We start from the raw sequence: 15350 nt of genomic DNA, 5'->3' as shown, positions 1-15350 counted from the left end.
AAGGACTGCATCATGAGCAAGAACCCGAATGCCGCCGTCCCGGCGAGCGGCCCGGACATCCACGACTGGCGTCCCGAGGACGAGAGCTTCTGGAGCAGCACCGGCAAGCGCATCGCCTACCGCAACCTGTGGATCTCCATCCCGGCTCTGCTGTGCGGCTTCGCCGTCTGGGGCATGTGGGGCATCATCGCCGTGCAGATGCTGAACCTTGGCTTCCCGTTCAGCCAGGCCCAGCTATTCACGCTGACGGCCATCGCCGGCATCTCAGGCGCCACCATGCGCATCCCGGCCTCCTTTCTGATCCGCATGGCCGGGGGGCGCAACACCATCTTCCTGACGACCTCCATGCTGCTGGCCCCTGCCATCGGCACCGGCATCGCGCTGCAGCACCCCGAGTGGCCGCTGTGGGTCTTCCAGCTGATGGCGCTGTGGTCAGGCGTGGGCGGCGGCAACTTCGCCTCGTCGATGTCCAACATCAGCACCTTTTTCCCCAAGCGCCTCCAGGGCACGGCGCTCGGACTGAACGCGGGACTGGGCAACTTCGGTGTCACGACGATGCAGGTCGTCATCCCACTCGTCATGACGATGAGCTTCTTCGGCATGACGGGCGATTCCATGACGCTCGTGAAGGCCAGTGGCTGGATCTTCGGCAAGATCCCCGCCGGCACGCCGACCTGGATCCAGAACGCCGGATTTGCCTGGGTGCTGTCGCTCGTGCCGCTGTCGGCGCTGTGCTGGTTCGGCATGAACAACCTGAAGACGGTCACGCCGCAGTCCGGCTCGCCGCTGGTGGCCTTCCTGAAGATCAGCTACCTGTACTCGCTGGCCTTCGTGCCGTCCATCGGCATGCTCTACCTCTACCTGCCGGCGCCTACCGGCTTGGGTCTGCTGAATATGTGGGTGGCCATCCCGCTGGACATCATGGCTGCGCTGCTCGTCATGCGCCTGGCGGCCTTCGGTGCGATGAAGGAGAACGTGGCCAAGCAGTTCGCCATCTTCAAGAACAAGCACACCTGGAGCCTGACGGCGCTCTACGTGGTGACCTTCGGCAGCTTCATCGGTTTCTCGATGGCCCTGCCGCTGGCCATCACGGTCATTTTCGGCTTCCAGCACGTGCCGGATGCCGCGGGCGTGCTGCAACACACGCTGAAGAACCCGAACGCCCCGTCCGCGCTGACCTACGCCTGGATCGGCCCCTTCGTGGGTGCCGCGGTGCGCCCCGTCGGCGGCTGGATCTCCGACAAGGTCGGCGGCTCCATCGTCACCCAGGTCATCTCGGCCGTCATGGTCTTCGCCTCGGTGGCCGTCGGCTATGTGATGCAGCAGGCCTACGGCTCGGCCACGCCCGAACAGTACTTCCCGGCCTTCATGGGGCTGATGGTGCTGCTGTTCGCCGCCAGCGGCGTGGGCAACGGCTCCACCTTCCGCTCGGTTGGCGTCATCTTCGACCGCACACAAGCCGGCCCGGTGCTGGGCTGGACCTCGGCTGTCGCCGCCTACGGCGCCTTCATCGCGCCGGTGCTGATCGGCGAGCAGATCAAGGCCGGCACGCCGCAGCTCGCGTTCTACGGGTTCGCGGCCTTCTATGCGGCGTGCCTGGTGCTGAACTGGGTCTTTTATCTGCGCCGCGGCGCGGAGATCCGCAATCCCTGAACCGGCCACCCATCGTCCGAAAGAACGATGTTCCTGCCGACCCGCCTCGTCCTTCCGCGCCGGGCGGCCTCGCCCGGCGATGGATGGCCGCGGCATGCGCCGTGGCGGAGCATGACAACCGTGAGCAAGCCCCTGTCCCTGCCGCTGCCCTGGAATCCGGAAGACCCTGACCTCTGGGCAGACCGTGGCCGTGCCGTGGCGCTGCGCAATCTTGGCTTCGCCATCCCGCCGCTGGCTCTGTCATTCGCGGTGTGGATGTTGTGGTCGGTCCTCGTCGTGCACCTGCCGGCGGCAGGTTTCCGCTACAGCACCAACCAGCTGTTCTGGCTCAGCGCGCTGCCGGCGCTGTGCGGCGCCACGCTGCGCATCTTCTACGGCTTTGCTGTGCCCTGGGTCGGCGGGCGGCGCTGGACAGCCCTGTCCACCGCCAGCCTGCTGTTGCCCACGACCGGCATCGCGCTGGCCGTGCAGGACCCCGGCACGCCCTATGAATGGATGGTCGTGCTCGCGCTGCTGTGTGGGCTGGGCGGCGCCAATTTCGCCAGCTGCATGGCCCACATCAGCGCCTGCTTTCCGGCGCGGGATCAGGGTGTGGCCCTGGGTCTGGGCGCCGGTTTCGGCCACCTCGGCATCGGCCTCGTGCAGTGGGCCGTGCCAGCCGTAATTGCCCTCGACCTCTTCGGGCTGCCCGTGCAGGGCGACGGCCTGTGGCTGGCCAATGCCGGTCTCGTCTGGCTGCCGCTGATCGCCCTGGCCAGCCTGGCCGCCTGGTTCGGCATGGATGACCTGCCTTCGGGTGGCGTCAGCATGGCCGAGCAGGCCCAGCTCTTCACGCACCGCCACAGCTGGCTGATGAGCTGGCTGTATCTGGGCAGCTTCGGCAGCTTCATCGGCTTCGCGGCGGCCGGCCCGCTGCTGCTGCGCAGCCAATACCCCGACCAGCAGGCCGCGCAGCAGCTGGTCTGGCTGGGCCCGCTGCTCGGTGCACTCGCCCGGCCACTGGGTGGCTGGCTGGCCGACGACCTCGGCGGCGCCCGCATCAGCCTCGGCTGCTTCGGCGCCCTGGCCCTGGGCGTCGTGGGCCTGCTGGCCAGCCTGATGGGCGAGGGGGGCGGACCGCTGTTCATCGCCAGCCTTGTGCTGATCTTCATCGCGGCCGGCGTGGCCAATGGCAGCACCTTCCGGATGGTGCCGCTCGGCTTCCTCCGCGAAGCCGAGCAGGCGGGTGGCTCGGCCCGCGAAGCCCATGCCCAGGGCGCCGCGGCCCTCGGCCTGTGCTCGGCCATCGGGGCCTATGGCGGCTTCTTCGTCCCCAAGAGCTTCGGCAGCGCCATCGCGCTGGCCGGCGGCCCCCAGGCCGCCCTCTATTGCTTCCTGGCGTTCTATCTGAGCTGCATGGCCATCTGCTGGTGGTTCTACGGCCGGCCGCGCGCCCCCCTGTCTTGCTAACGGAGAAACAGATGTCTCATTTCCTGGATCGACTGACCGCCTTCCAGCTGCCCAAGGAGGTCTTTGCCGGCGGCCACGGTGTCAGCACCGGCGAGGACCGCACCTGGGAGGACGCCTACCGCAACCGTTGGGCCCACGACAAGATCGTGCGCAGCACCCACGGCGTGAACTGCACCGGCTCCTGCTCGTGGAAGATCTACGTCAAGGGCGGCATCGTGACCTGGGAGACCCAGCAGACCGACTACCCGCGCACCCGCGCCGACTTGCCCAACCACGAGCCGCGCGGCTGCGCCCGCGGCGCCTCCTACAGCTGGTACCTTTACAGCGCCAACCGCGTGAAGTACCCCATGGTGCGCGGCCGTCTGCTCAAGCGCTGGCGCGAGGCGCTGAAGGTGGCCAAGACGCCGGTCGACGCCTGGGCGCTGATCCAGGCCGACGAGGCCGCGCGGCGTGACTACCAGCAGGTGCGCGGCATGGGCGGCTTTGTGCGCTCGACCTGGGACGAGGTCAACCAGCTGATCGCGGCGGCCAATGTCTACACCATCAAGCAGCACGGTCCGGACCGCATCATCGGCTTCTCGCCCATCCCGGCAATGAGCATGGTCAGCTACGCGGCGGGCAGCCGCTACCTGAGCCTGATCGGCGGCGTCTGCATGAGCTTCTACGACTGGTACTGCGACCTGCCGCCGGCCAGCCCGCAGATCTGGGGCGAGCAGACCGACGTGCCCGAGTCGGCCGATTGGTACAACAGCCACTACATCATCGCCTGGGGCAGCAACGTGCCGCAGACGCGCACGCCGGACGCCCACTTCTTCACCGAGGTGCGCTACAAGGGCGCGAAGACGGTGGCGGTGACGCCCGACTATTCCGAGGTCGCCAAGCTGGCCGACCTGTGGCTGCATCCCAAGCAGGGCACCGACGCGGCGCTGGCCATGGCCATGGGCCATGTCGCGCTCAACGAGTTCTACTTCAAGCAGCGCTCGCCTTACTTCGACGACTATGCGCGGCGCTACACCGACCTGCCGCTGCTGGTGATGCTGGAGGAGCGCACCCTGCCCGACGGTCGCAAGACCCGCTTGCCCGGCCGCTATTTGCGCGCCAGCGACCTGGCCGGCCAGATGGGTCAGGCCAACAACCCTGAATGGAAGACACTGGCCTATGACGACAGCGGCCGCCTGGTGCTGCCCAACGGTTCCATCGGCTTCCGCTGGGGCGCCGAAGGGCGCGACGACACCGGCAAGTGGAACCTGGAGGCCAAGGAGGCCGAGGGCGGCGGCGACGTGCGCCTCAAGCTCTCCCTCGCCGAGGACGGCGAGCAGACCCACGAGATCGTCGACGTCGCCTTCCCCTATTTCGCCGGCAGCGCCAGCGAGCACTTCACGCCCAACCCGCAGCAGGACGGCGTCAGCCACCGCGCCCGCGTGCCGGCGACCCGGCTGAAGACCCAGGACGGCGAGGCCCTGGTCGCCACCGTCTTCGACCTGCAGGCCGCGCAGTACGGCATCCACCGCGGCTTCGGCTCGGGTGCGGCCAGCTACGACGACAACGCCCCCTACACCCCGGCCTGGCAGGAGGCCATCACCGGCGTGCCGCGCGCCCAGGTCATCCGCGTGGCGCGCGAGTTCGCCGAGAACGCGCACAAGACCCAGGGCAAGTCGATGATCATCATCGGCGCCGCCATGAACCACTGGTACCACTGCGACATGAACTATCGCGGTGTCATCAACCTGCTGATGATGTGCGGCTGCATCGGCCAGAGCGGTGGCGGCTGGGCGCATTACGTCGGCCAGGAGAAGCTGCGCCCGCAGACCGGCTGGGTGCCGCTGGCCTTCGCCACCGACTGGGTGCGCCCGCCGCGCCAGATGAACAGCACCAGCTTCTTCTATGCCCACAGCGACCAGTGGCGCTACGAGAAGCTGGGTGTGGACGAGGTGCTGTCGCCGCTGGCGACCGACGCCGAGCGCGCCGAGTTCAACGGCAGCCTGATCGACTGCAATGTGCGCGCCGAGCGCATGGGATGGCTGCCGAGCGCGCCCCAGCTCCAGACCAACCCGCTGCAGGTCGTCCGCGACGCCGCGGCCGCGGGTCTCGCGCCCAAGGACTATGTGGTGCGGGCTTTGCGCGACGGCTCGCTGCAGATGAGCTGCGAGGACCCCGACGCGCCGCAGAACTGGCCGCGCAATATGTTCGTCTGGCGCTCCAACCTGCTGGGCTCCAGCGGCAAGGGCCATGAGTACTTCTGCAAGCACCTGCTCGGCACCGAGAACGGCGTGCAGGGCAAGGACCTCGGCGCCGACGATGCCAAGCCGCGCGAGGTGCGCTGGCACGCCGACGCCCCGCAGGGCAAGCTGGACCTGGTGGTCACGCTGGACTTCCGCATGAGCACGACCTGCCTCTACTCGGACATCGTGCTGCCCACGGCCAGCTGGTACGAGAAGAACGACCTCAACACCAGCGACATGCATCCCTTCATCCACCCGCTGTCGGCGGCGGTGGACCCGGTCTGGCAGGCCAGGAGCGACTGGGAGATCTACAAGGGCTTCGCCAAGGCCTTCAGCGAGGTCTGCGTCGGCCATCTCGGCGTGGAGCAGGAAGTCGTCATGTCGCCGCTGATGCATGACACGCCGTCCGAGCTGGCCCAGCCCTTCGACGTCAAGGACTGGAAAAAGGGCGAGTGCGAGCTCATCCCCGGCAAGACGGCGCCGACCATCGCCGTCGTCGAGCGCGACTACCCGGCGACCTACGAGCGCTTCACGTCGCTGGGCCCCTTGCTGGACAAGCTGGGCAACGGCGGCAAGGGCATTGGCTGGGACACCAGGACCGAGGTCGCCCAGCTGGCCGAACTCAACGGCGTGGACGCCGCCGGCCGTGCCCGCATCGTCAGCGACATCGATGCCTGCGAGGTCATCCTGCAGCTGGCGCCCGAGACTAACGGCCATGTCGCCGTCAAGGCCTGGGAGGCCCAGGGCAAGGCCACCGGCCGCGAACATGTGCATCTGGCCCTGCACCGCGAGGACGAGAAGATCCGCTACCGCGACGTGCAGGCGCAGCCGCGCAAGATCATCAGCTCGCCGACCTGGAGCGGGCTGGAGAGCGAGAAGGTCTCCTACAACGCCGGCTACACCAACGTCCATGAACTGATCCCATGGCGCACGCTGACCGGTCGCCAGCAGTTCTACCAGGACCATGCCTGGATGCGCGCCTTCGGCGAGGGCTTCAGCAGCTACCGCCCGCCGGTGGACCTGAAGACCACGGCCGGCATCGCCGGCATCAAGCCCAACGGCCATCCGGAGATAGCGCTGAACTTCATCACGCCTCACCAGAAGTGGGGCATCCACAGCACCTACAGCGACAACCTATTGATGCTGACGCTGAACCGCGGCGGGCCGGTCATCTGGCTCAGCGAGGACGACGCGAAGAAGGCCGGCATCGAGGACAACGACTGGGTCGAGCTGTTCAATCTGAACGGCGCAATCGCGGCGCGGGCGGTGGTGAGCCAGCGCGTGAATCCGGGCATGACCCTGATGTACCACGCGCAGGAAAAGATCATCAACACGCCGGGGTCCGAGATCACCGGCGTGCGCGGTGGCATCCACAACTCGGTGACCCGCATCGTCACCAAGCCGACCCACATGATCGGCGGCTACGCGCAGTACAGCTACGGCTTTAACTACTACGGAACGATCGGCACGAACCGCGACGAGTTCGTGGTGATCCGCAAGATGAACAAGGTCGATTGGCTCGATACGCCGCGTGACGACCACCTCGCCGCCGCCTACCAGGCGCAAGGCGAGAACCCCTGAGAAGCGAGGAGCACGCAATGAAGATTCGCGCACAGATCGGCATGGTGCTGAACCTGGACAAGTGCATCGGTTGCCACACCTGCTCGGTGACCTGCAAGAACGTCTGGACCAGCCGCCCCGGCGTCGAGTACGCCTGGTTCAACAACGTAGAGACCAAGCCGGGCATCGGCTATCCCAAGGAGTGGGAGAACCAGGATCGTTGGAACGGCGGCTGGATCCGCAAGCCCGACGGCACGCTGCAGCCCCGCCAGGGCGGCAAGTGGTCCTTGCTCATGAAGATCTTCGCCAACCCCAACCTGCCGGAGATCGACGACTACTACGAGCCCTTCACCTTCGACTACGACCATCTGCAGTCGGCGCCGGAGATGAAGCACGCGCCCACCGCGCGGCCGCGCAGCCTGATCACCGGGCAGCGCATGGAGAAGATCGAGTGGGGTCCGAACTGGGAGGAAATCCTCGGCGGCGAATTCAGCAAGCGCTCGAAGGACAAGAACTTCGACGACGTGCAGAAGGAGATCTACGGCCAGTTCGAGAACACCTTCATGATGTACCTGCCCAGGCTGTGCGAGCACTGCCTGAACCCGGCCTGCGTCGCCAGCTGTCCCTCGGGCTCGATCTACAAGCGCGAGGAAGACGGCATCGTGCTGATCGACCAGGACAAGTGCCGCGGCTGGCGCATGTGCGTGTCGGGCTGCCCCTACAAGAAGATTTACTACAACTGGAAAAGCGGCAAGGCGGAGAAGTGCATCTTCTGCTACCCGCGTATCGAGGCCGGTCAGCCCACGGTCTGCTCCGAGACCTGCGTCGGTCGCATCCGCTACCTGGGTGTGCTGCTCTATGACGCCGACCGCATCGCCGAGGCCGCGGCCACGCCGAACGACAAGGACCTCTACCAGGCCCAGCTTGACCTGTTCCTCGACCCCTTCGACCCCAAGGTGATCGAGCAGGCCCGCAATGACGGCATTCCCGACAACTGGCTAGAGGCGGCGAAGAACAGCCCCGTCTACCAGATGGCCGTGGACTGGAAGGTGGCCCTGCCCCTGCACCCGGAGTACCGCACCCTGCCCATGGTCTGGTACGTGCCGCCGCTGTCGCCGATCAGCGCCGCGGCGAATGCCGGCCAGATCGGTTCGGTGGGCGAGCTGCCCGACGTGAATCAGCTGCGCATCCCGGTCAAGTACCTGGCCAATCTGCTGACCGCCGGCGACACCGCGCCGGTGATCGGTGCGCTGGAGCGCATGCTGGCCATGCGCGCCTTCCAGCGCGGCGTGCATGTGGACGGCGTGAAGAACCATGCCGTGCTCAAGCAGGCCGGCATCACCGAGGCCCAGGTGCAGGACATGTACCGCGTGATGGCGATCGCCAATTACGAGGACCGCTTCGTGATCCCGACCACGCACCGCGAGTACGCGGAGAACGCCTTCAATGTGCGCGGCGGCTGCGGCTTCAGCTTCGGCAACGGCTGCTCCGAGGGCGTGACCGAGACCAGCCTGTTCGGCTCGGAGAAGAAGCGCACCATCCCCATCAAGGCGACGCTGTGAAGGGACACCTCATGTTCAAACCCGATCCCTGCCCTTACAGCCTACGCGTGCTGGCCGCGCTGCTGCGCTACCCGGACGCGAGCTTCCGGGCCGCCATCCCCGAGCTGCAGCAGGCGCTGCGCAGCGAGGGCGCGCTGCGGGCGGCGCGCCTGGAAGAGCTCTGCGCTCTGCTGGGCCGTCTGCAACGCGACGACCCGTTCACGGTCGAGTCGGATTACGTCGAACTCTTCGACCGCGGCCGCGGCACCGCCCTGCATCTGTTCGAGCATGTGCATGGCGACTCGCGCGAGCGCGGCCCGGCCATGATCGATCTGCAGCAAACCTACGAGAAGGCCGGGCTCTACCTCGCCCCTGGCGAGCTGCCCGATCACCTAGCCGTGGTGCTGGAGTTCGCCAGCACCCAGCCGCCGCGCGAGGCCACGGCCTTCCTGGCCGAGATCGCCCACATCGCTCGCGCCATCTTCAGCGCGCTGCTGCGCCGCCAATCGCCCTACGCCAGCGTGCTGGCCGCCGTGCTGGAGTTGGCCGGCGAGCGCGCCGAATCGGTGGAGATCCCGCCCGAGCCCGAGCTCGACGAGGCCTGGGCCGAGCCCGAAGCCTTCGGCGGCTGTTCGACCGCCGGCCAATCCAAGCCGGACCAGCCGCAGCCCATCCACATCGTGCGCAAGACCGCCCACTCCTCAGGAGCACAGGCATGAACGCCCTGCACAACTTCCTCTTCGTCGTCTACCCCTACATCTGCCTGGCGGTCTTCTTCATGGGCAGCCTGGCCCGCTTCGACCGCGACCAGTACACCTGGAAAAGCGACAGCTCGCAGATGCTGCGCTCGCGCGGCATGAAGTGGGCGAGCAATCTGTTCCATGGCGGCATCCTCTTCCTGTTCGTCGGCCACACGGTGGGCATGCTGACCCCGCACGCGGTCTACGAGTCCTTCATCAGCCCGGCCAACAAGCAGATGCTGGCCATCGTCGCCGGCGGCGTGGCCGGCACCGCCTGCTTCATCGGCCTGACCATGCTGATCTGGCGCCGCATGACCGACCCGCGCATCCGCCTGACCAGCCACCGCACCGACCTGGCGATCCTGTGGATCCTGTGGATTCAGCTGTCCCTCGGCCTGATCACCTTGCCCTTCTCGCTGTCGCACAGCGACGGCTCGGTGATGCTGATCCTGTCGGACTGGGCGCAGCGCATCGTCGTGCTGAACCCGGACGCCAGCGGCCTGGTCGGTCTGGCCTGGCCCTACAAGGTGCACATGGTGCTGGGCATGACGATCTTCCTGCTGTTCCCCTTCAGCCGCCTGGTGCATGTGTGGAGCGGGCTGGCTTCGATCTTCTATGTGTTCCGGCCGTATCAAGTGGTGCGCTCGCGCCGCCTGAATTTGCCGAAGAAGGGCTGATGCGATGAGCTACGCCGTCAACGACATCGAGATCGCCGCGCCTGACGAGGCACTGGACGAAGAGCAACTGCGCCAGCGCGCCTGCACCGAGCTGCTGCGCCAGCGAGCGATTCAGCTCGGCCTGCTGGATGCCGACGACCCCGCGCCCGAACAGGGCGCGATCAGCGAGGCAGCCTCGGCCGCCATCGAGGCGCTGATCGCCCAGGAACTCGCCGGGCCCGAGCCCGACGAGGCCGCCTGCCGCCGGCATTACGAGGCCAACAGCAAGCACTTCGCGCAGGGCGAGCGCATCCAGGTGCGGCACATCCTGTTCGCCGTCACGCCGGGTGTCGACGTCGGCCTGCTGCGCCAGAAGGCCGAGGGCCATCTGATCGAGCTGCGCGCCAGCGAGCCGGCGGCGTTCACCACCGCGGCCAAGAACCTGTCCAACTGCCCGAGCGGTGCCGAGGGCGGCCAATTGGGGTGGCTCACCGCCAACGACTGCGCTCCCGAGTTCGCCCGCGAACTCTTCGGCCGCAGCGAGATCGGCGTGCTGCCGCAGCTGGTGCACAGCCGCTTCGGCCTGCACATCGTCGCCATCGACGCCCGCGAACCCGGCCGCCTGCCGGCCTTCGAGCAGGTGCAGGCCGCAGTGGCGCAGCAGATGCGCCAGGCGCACCAGATCAGCGCGGTGCGGCAGTACTTGCAGACGCTGGCTGCCGATGCGCGCCTGGAGGGTGTCGATCTGCAAAAGGCCAGCTCGCCCTTGGTGCAGTAGGGCCTCCTGACGCCATGAGAAGCCAACGCGTTGCCATCCAGAAAGGGCGCCAACGAGGCGCGAAACGAAGCCGGGGTAGATCCCCCGGCGAGGCTTCGCAACGAAGTGGGCGCCCTTATCTGGTGGCAACCCGGAGGGAACGGGCCTGGCCGACCGCCATGCGTTGTTGCACCGCTCGCCCAGGCGCTAGCCTGGGCGTCGCGCCGCGCCTAGCCTGGCGGTCGGCCAGACTCGTTCGCGTGGCTTCTCATGGCGTCAGGAGGCCCTGATGCCCGACGAGCTGCTCGAACGCCTGCGCCGCTTCCAGACCGATGCCTTCCCGCAGCAGCGCTCGCTGTTCCGGCATCTGGTCGACGACGGCCAACATCCGCTGACGCTGTTCATCGGCTGCTCCGATTCGCGCCTCGTGCCCTATCTGCTGACCGGGGCCGGGCCCGGCGAGCTCTTCCTGGTGCGCAACGTTGGTGCCTTTGTGCCGCCCCATGACCAGAGCCAGGGCTTCCACGGCACGGCCGCCGCCATCGAGTTCGCCGTGCTCAACCTGCAGGTGCGCCGCATCATCGTCTGCGGCCACAGCCATTGCGGCGCCATCCGCACGCTGTACGGCGAGGTACCGCCCGCCGCCCAGAACCTGGCGCGCTGGCTGGACCTCGGCCGCGAGGCGGCCCTGCCCGTCGCCGAGCCTGGTCCCGAGGTGATGCGCCGCACCGAGCAGCGCGCCATCGTGCTGCAGCTGGAGCGGCTGATGGACTACCCCATGGTGCGCGAGCAGGTGGAGTCGCACGCGCTGACCCTGCACGGCTGGCATTACGTCATCGAGGACGGCGAAGTGCATGTCTTCGACGTCGGCGTCGGCGCCTTCGTGCCCGCCTCGCGCGCCGACAACGCAGGCACCGGACCCTACCGCTTCGGTGATGCTGACAGCGGCCTGGACGCCAGCGGCGTTCCGCTGGCTTGAACTGGATCAAGGCGCGCAGGCGTCGCCGGCCCTAGGCTGCCGGTCCATGAACAACGCCCTTCACGACCTCCGCCCGCTCGCCCCGCCGCAGCGCCACCAGCTCGCCTTCCAGTGCTTCGACACCCTCGCCGAGGGCGAGGCCTTCGACTTGGTCAACGACCACGAACCGCGTGGACTGCTGATGCAGTTCCACGCCTACCGCCCGCAGTCCTTCAACTGGCAGGTGGTGCAGGCCAATCCCGGCTACTGGCGCATCCGCATCACCCGCGCTGCTCCCGGCGGGGCGACGGCGCCCGCTCCCCAGGGCGGCGGCTGCGGATGTGGTGGCGGTGGTGGCTGCTCCTGAGCATGACGGCCGCTGCCCTCACGCCAGCGCCGCGCAAGCCTGAGCTGGTCTGCCCGGCCGGCTCGCTGCGTGCGCTGCAACTTGCCCTCGAGGCTGGTGCCGACGCCGTCTACCTCGGCCTGAAGGACGCGACCAATGCACGCAACTTCGCCGGCCTGAACTTCGACGCCGCCCAGGTGCACGAAGGCGTCACGATGGCCCATCGCCAGGGCCGCCAGGTGCTGATGGCGCTCAACACCTTTGCCGACGCCCGCGACACCCGGCCCTGGCAGCGCGCCGTCGACCATGCCGCCGAGCTGGGTGCCGATGCCCTCATCGTGGCCGACAGCGCCGTGCTGGCCGATGCCAGCCGCCGCCATCCGCAGCTGCGCCTGCATCTGTCGGTGCAGGCCTCGGCCACCAATTGGGAGGCCATCGAGTTCTATCGGCAGCGCTACGGCATCGCCCGCGCCGTGCTGCCGCGCGTGCTGACGCTGCAGCAAGTGCAGCAGCTGCTCAAGCACTGCACCGTGCCGGTCGAGGTCTTCGGCTTCGGCAGCCTGTGCGTGATGGTGGAGGGGCGCTGTGCCCTGTCCAGCTACGCGACGGGCCAGTCGCCCAACACGGCCGGCGTCTGTTCGCCGCCCGGTGCGGTGCGCTGGGACGAGGCCGCCGACGGCGTGCGCGCGCGTCTCGGCGGCGTGCTGATCGACCATTACCGCCCCGGCGAACCGCGCGGCTACCCGACGCTGTGCAAGGGCCGCTTCGAGGTGGGCGAGCTGGCCAACGACTACGCGCTGGAAGAGCCCACCAGCCTCAACACCCTGGCCCTGCTGCCGCAGCTGATCGCCACCGGCGTGGAGGCCATCAAGATCGAAGGCCGCCAGCGCAGCCCCGCCTATGTGGCCGAGGTCACCAAGGTCTGGCGCGCCGCCATCGACGCCGCCTGGGCCGCCCAGGAGGGCCGCGGCCGCTACAGCGTGCAGCCGGCCTGGGACGGCCAGCTGGCCCGCTGGGCCGAGGGCCAGCAGCACACATTGGGCGCCTACGACCGCCCCTGGAGATGAAGACGATGCCGGAGTTGTCCATCGGCCCCCTGCTGTACTGGTGGCCGCGCGAGGCCGTGCTGAACTTCTATGCCGACCTGGCCGACGCGCCGGTGCGCAGCGTCGTGCTGGGCGAGCTGGTCTGCTCACGGCGCAACGAGATCAAGTTCGACGACTGGCTGGCCCTCGCCCGCGAGCTGCGCACCGCCGGCAAGGATGTGCGCCTGGCCACCATGGCCCTGGTCATGAGCGAGGCCGAGCTGCGCACGCTGCGCCGCGTCTGCGAGCAGGACGAGTTTCCCGTCGAGGCCGGCGACGCCGCCGCGCTGCAGGTGTTGTCGCGCGCCCGGCGCCGTCCCTTCACGCTCGGCCCCCACCTGAACATCTACAACGCTGCCGCCCTCGGTGAGCACGCGGCCCTAGGCGCCGACCGCTGGGTGGCGCCGGTCGAGCTGTCGCTGGACGCGGTAGCGCTCATCAACCCCATGCCGTCGGCCCTTGAGACCGAGGTCTGGGGCTTCGGCCGCCTGCCGCTGGCCTTCTCGGCGCGCTGCTTCACGGCCCGCCATCACCGGCTGCAGAAGGACGACTGCCAGTTCCGCTGCCGCGACGATGCCGACGGCCTGCTGCTGAAGACGGGGGAAGGCGAGGACTTCCTGGCCCTCAACGGCATCCAGACCCAGAGCGCGGCCCTGCAATGCCTGCTGGGCCAGGGCCAGGCGCTGCGCGAGGCCGGCGTCGGCCTGCTGCGGCTGTCGCCCTGCGGCCAGCACTTCGGCCGCGTTGTCGAACTGTTCGACGCCGTGTTCGCGCGCGGCGCCCCCGCCGAGGAGGCGCTGGACGAGCTGCGCGGGCTGCCGCTGCCGGGCCGCCTGGTAGACGGCTTCGCGCGCCGCCAGCCCGGTCTCGCGGAGGTGGCATGACGAGCCTGACCCTGCCCAGCCTGCCGCCGCAATGGCGCGAGCGCGTCGCCCGCCTGCCCAGCCGGCCACCTTCCACGGCCCTGGCCCTGCTGCTTGACCGCCTGCTGCTGCCGCGCCTGGACGCCTCCCAGCGCGAAGCCCTGCAGGGTCGCACCGTCGAGATCGAGCTGCAGGAACTCGGCGCCCGCGTGCGCCTGCAGCTCGGCCCGCGCGGCTTTCACGCCGCCGGCGAGGGCGCGGCGCCCCATCTGCGCCTGCGTGCCCGCGCCGACGCGCTGTGGCGGCTTCTGCGCGGCGAGGACGACGCCGACCGCCTGTTCTTCGACGGCGCCCTCGTCATGGAGGGCGACACCGAGTACGGCCTCATCCTGAAAAACACCCTGGACGCGATCGGTCCGCTGTGGACCGTCGCGCCTGCCCGATGATGAAACGACGCCTCCTGCTGGCCGCTGCCGCGGCCACCCCACTGCTGAGTGCAGCCGACGCCCCGGTGCAGCGCCTGGCCCTGGCCTGGCGCCTGGCCGACGGGCGCGAGCAGGCCGGCCTGCTCGGCCTGGACTGGGGCGCCCGCCGGATCGACATGCTGGCCGCCTGGACCCTGCCCAGCCGCGCCCATGGCCTGATCGCCGACGGCCGGGGCGGCTTCTACGCCGTCGCAGCGCGGGCGGGCGACTGGCTGCTGCATGTCGACGCCGCCGGCGCCGCCACCTGGGCTCGCCAGGACGGTGCCTGGCGCTTCAACGGCCATCTGCTGCTGCACCCGGCCGGCCTGTTCGCCACCGAGACCGACCCGCGCGACGAGAGCTCCCACCTGGCCCTGCGCGAACCGCGCACGCTGGCACTGATCGCCCGCCTGCCGCTGGCTGGCCGCGACGCCCATCAGCTGGTGGCGGAGCCCGACGGCCGCCTGCTGCTCGCCCTCGGCGGCCTGCGGCGCTGGCCGGATGGACGCAAGCGCGAAGGCGCCATTGCCTCGGCGCTGCTGAAGCTGGACCCGACTACCGGCGGTGAACTGGCACGCTGGCGCCTGGACGACCCGGACATCAGCCTGCGCCATCTCGCCTGGTCCCACGACGGCCAGCGCCTCGGCATCGCACTGCAGGCCGCGCACGCGGCCAAGGAACGCCGCGCGGCCGCGCCGCTGCTGGCCGTCTTCGAGGGCGACCAGCTGCAGCTGCCCGTGGCCGGCGGGCCGGGCCAGGGCTATGCCGGCGACATCTGTGCCGCGCCCGGCGGCGGCTTCGTGCTCAGCGCGCAGAAGGCCGGCCAGGGGCTGCTGTGGCAACCGGGCGTGCCGGCCGACCTGACCCGCATCGCCGAGCTCACCGATCCCTGCGCGCTGCACGACGGCTGGCATGGCGGTGAGCGCGCCGTGCTGCTGGTGGCCGGCCGCGGCGTCGCGCGCTGGCAGGCCAACGGCGCACAGATGCTGGCCTGGCCCCAACCCCTGGCACCCGACAACCACGCGGTGCTGGTTTGAAGAAGCGGCGCCACGAGCG

General features: G+C 68.9%; 13 protein-coding genes. All 13 read left to right on the top strand.

Translation table 11 applies throughout. From position 1 onward, the window contains the following. Positions 1-12: 12 nt before the first annotated feature. The 13 genes from ACWV14_RS38125 to ACWV14_RS38065 all read left to right on the top strand — a co-directional run bounded on the left by ACWV14_RS38125 (position 13) and on the right by ACWV14_RS38065 (position 15331). Complete coding sequence (locus ACWV14_RS38125) at positions 13-1653, top strand: antiporter (RefSeq protein ID WP_454909763.1); 1641 nt, start codon at positions 13-15, stop codon at positions 1651-1653. 111 nt (positions 1654-1764) lie between these two features. After that, complete coding sequence (locus ACWV14_RS38120) at positions 1765-3102, top strand: MFS transporter (protein WP_454909762.1); 1338 nt, start codon at positions 1765-1767, stop codon at positions 3100-3102. An 11-nt stretch (positions 3103-3113) separates the two neighbouring features. Beyond that, positions 3114-6905: a nitrate reductase subunit alpha gene (locus tag ACWV14_RS38115; RefSeq protein WP_454909761.1), complete on the top strand. Its 3792-nt coding sequence runs from the start codon at positions 3114-3116 to the stop codon at positions 6903-6905. A 17-nt stretch (positions 6906-6922) separates the two neighbouring features. Then, positions 6923-8446, top strand: a complete 1524-nt coding sequence (gene narH, locus ACWV14_RS38110; RefSeq protein WP_454909760.1) for a nitrate reductase subunit beta — start codon at positions 6923-6925, stop codon at positions 8444-8446. A gap of 11 nt (positions 8447-8457) precedes the next feature. Beyond that, complete coding sequence (gene narJ, locus ACWV14_RS38105; protein WP_454909759.1) at positions 8458-9144, top strand: nitrate reductase molybdenum cofactor assembly chaperone; 687 nt, start codon at positions 8458-8460, stop codon at positions 9142-9144. Further along, positions 9141-9842, top strand: coding sequence for a respiratory nitrate reductase subunit gamma (gene narI / locus ACWV14_RS38100; protein ID WP_454909758.1), 702 nt, complete (start codon positions 9141-9143; stop codon positions 9840-9842). Before narJ ends, narI begins: the two co-directional genes overlap by 4 nt. Positions 9843-9846: 4 nt before the next feature. After that, a complete protein-coding gene (locus tag ACWV14_RS38095) occupies positions 9847-10599 on the top strand; it encodes a peptidylprolyl isomerase (protein ID WP_454909757.1) in 753 nt (250 codons plus the stop codon). 268 nt (positions 10600-10867) lie between these two features. Next, entirely contained in the window at positions 10868-11557 is a 690-nt protein-coding gene (locus tag ACWV14_RS38090; protein WP_454909756.1) for a carbonic anhydrase, read from the top strand. A 46-nt stretch (positions 11558-11603) separates the two neighbouring features. Next, positions 11604-11903: a DUF2249 domain-containing protein gene (locus tag ACWV14_RS38085; RefSeq protein ID WP_454909755.1), complete on the top strand. Its 300-nt coding sequence runs from the start codon at positions 11604-11606 to the stop codon at positions 11901-11903. 2 nt (positions 11904-11905) lie between these two features. Further along, positions 11906-12949, top strand: a complete 1044-nt coding sequence (gene ubiU, locus ACWV14_RS38080; RefSeq protein WP_454909754.1) for a ubiquinone anaerobic biosynthesis protein UbiU — start codon at positions 11906-11908, stop codon at positions 12947-12949. A gap of 5 nt (positions 12950-12954) precedes the next feature. Continuing rightward, a complete protein-coding gene (locus ACWV14_RS38075; protein WP_454909753.1) occupies positions 12955-13851 on the top strand; it encodes a U32 family peptidase in 897 nt (298 codons plus the stop codon). Further along, positions 13848-14276 carry a ubiquinone anaerobic biosynthesis accessory factor UbiT gene (gene ubiT / locus ACWV14_RS38070; RefSeq protein WP_454909752.1) on the top strand — a complete coding sequence of 143 codons (429 nt, stop codon included), beginning with the start codon at positions 13848-13850 and terminating at the stop codon, positions 14274-14276. Before ACWV14_RS38075 ends, ubiT begins: the two co-directional genes overlap by 4 nt. Beyond that, positions 14276-15331 (top strand): DUF1513 domain-containing protein, encoded by a 1056-nt coding sequence (locus ACWV14_RS38065; protein WP_454909751.1) that lies wholly within the window; start codon positions 14276-14278, stop codon positions 15329-15331. The genes ubiT and ACWV14_RS38065 overlap by 1 nt, the downstream gene beginning before the upstream one ends. Positions 15332-15350 lie beyond the last annotated feature (19 nt).

This window comes from Variovorax durovernensis, from assembly GCF_977011995.1.
Note: the sequence above shows the minus strand (reverse complement) of the source record. Positions and strands in the feature narration are given on the sequence as shown.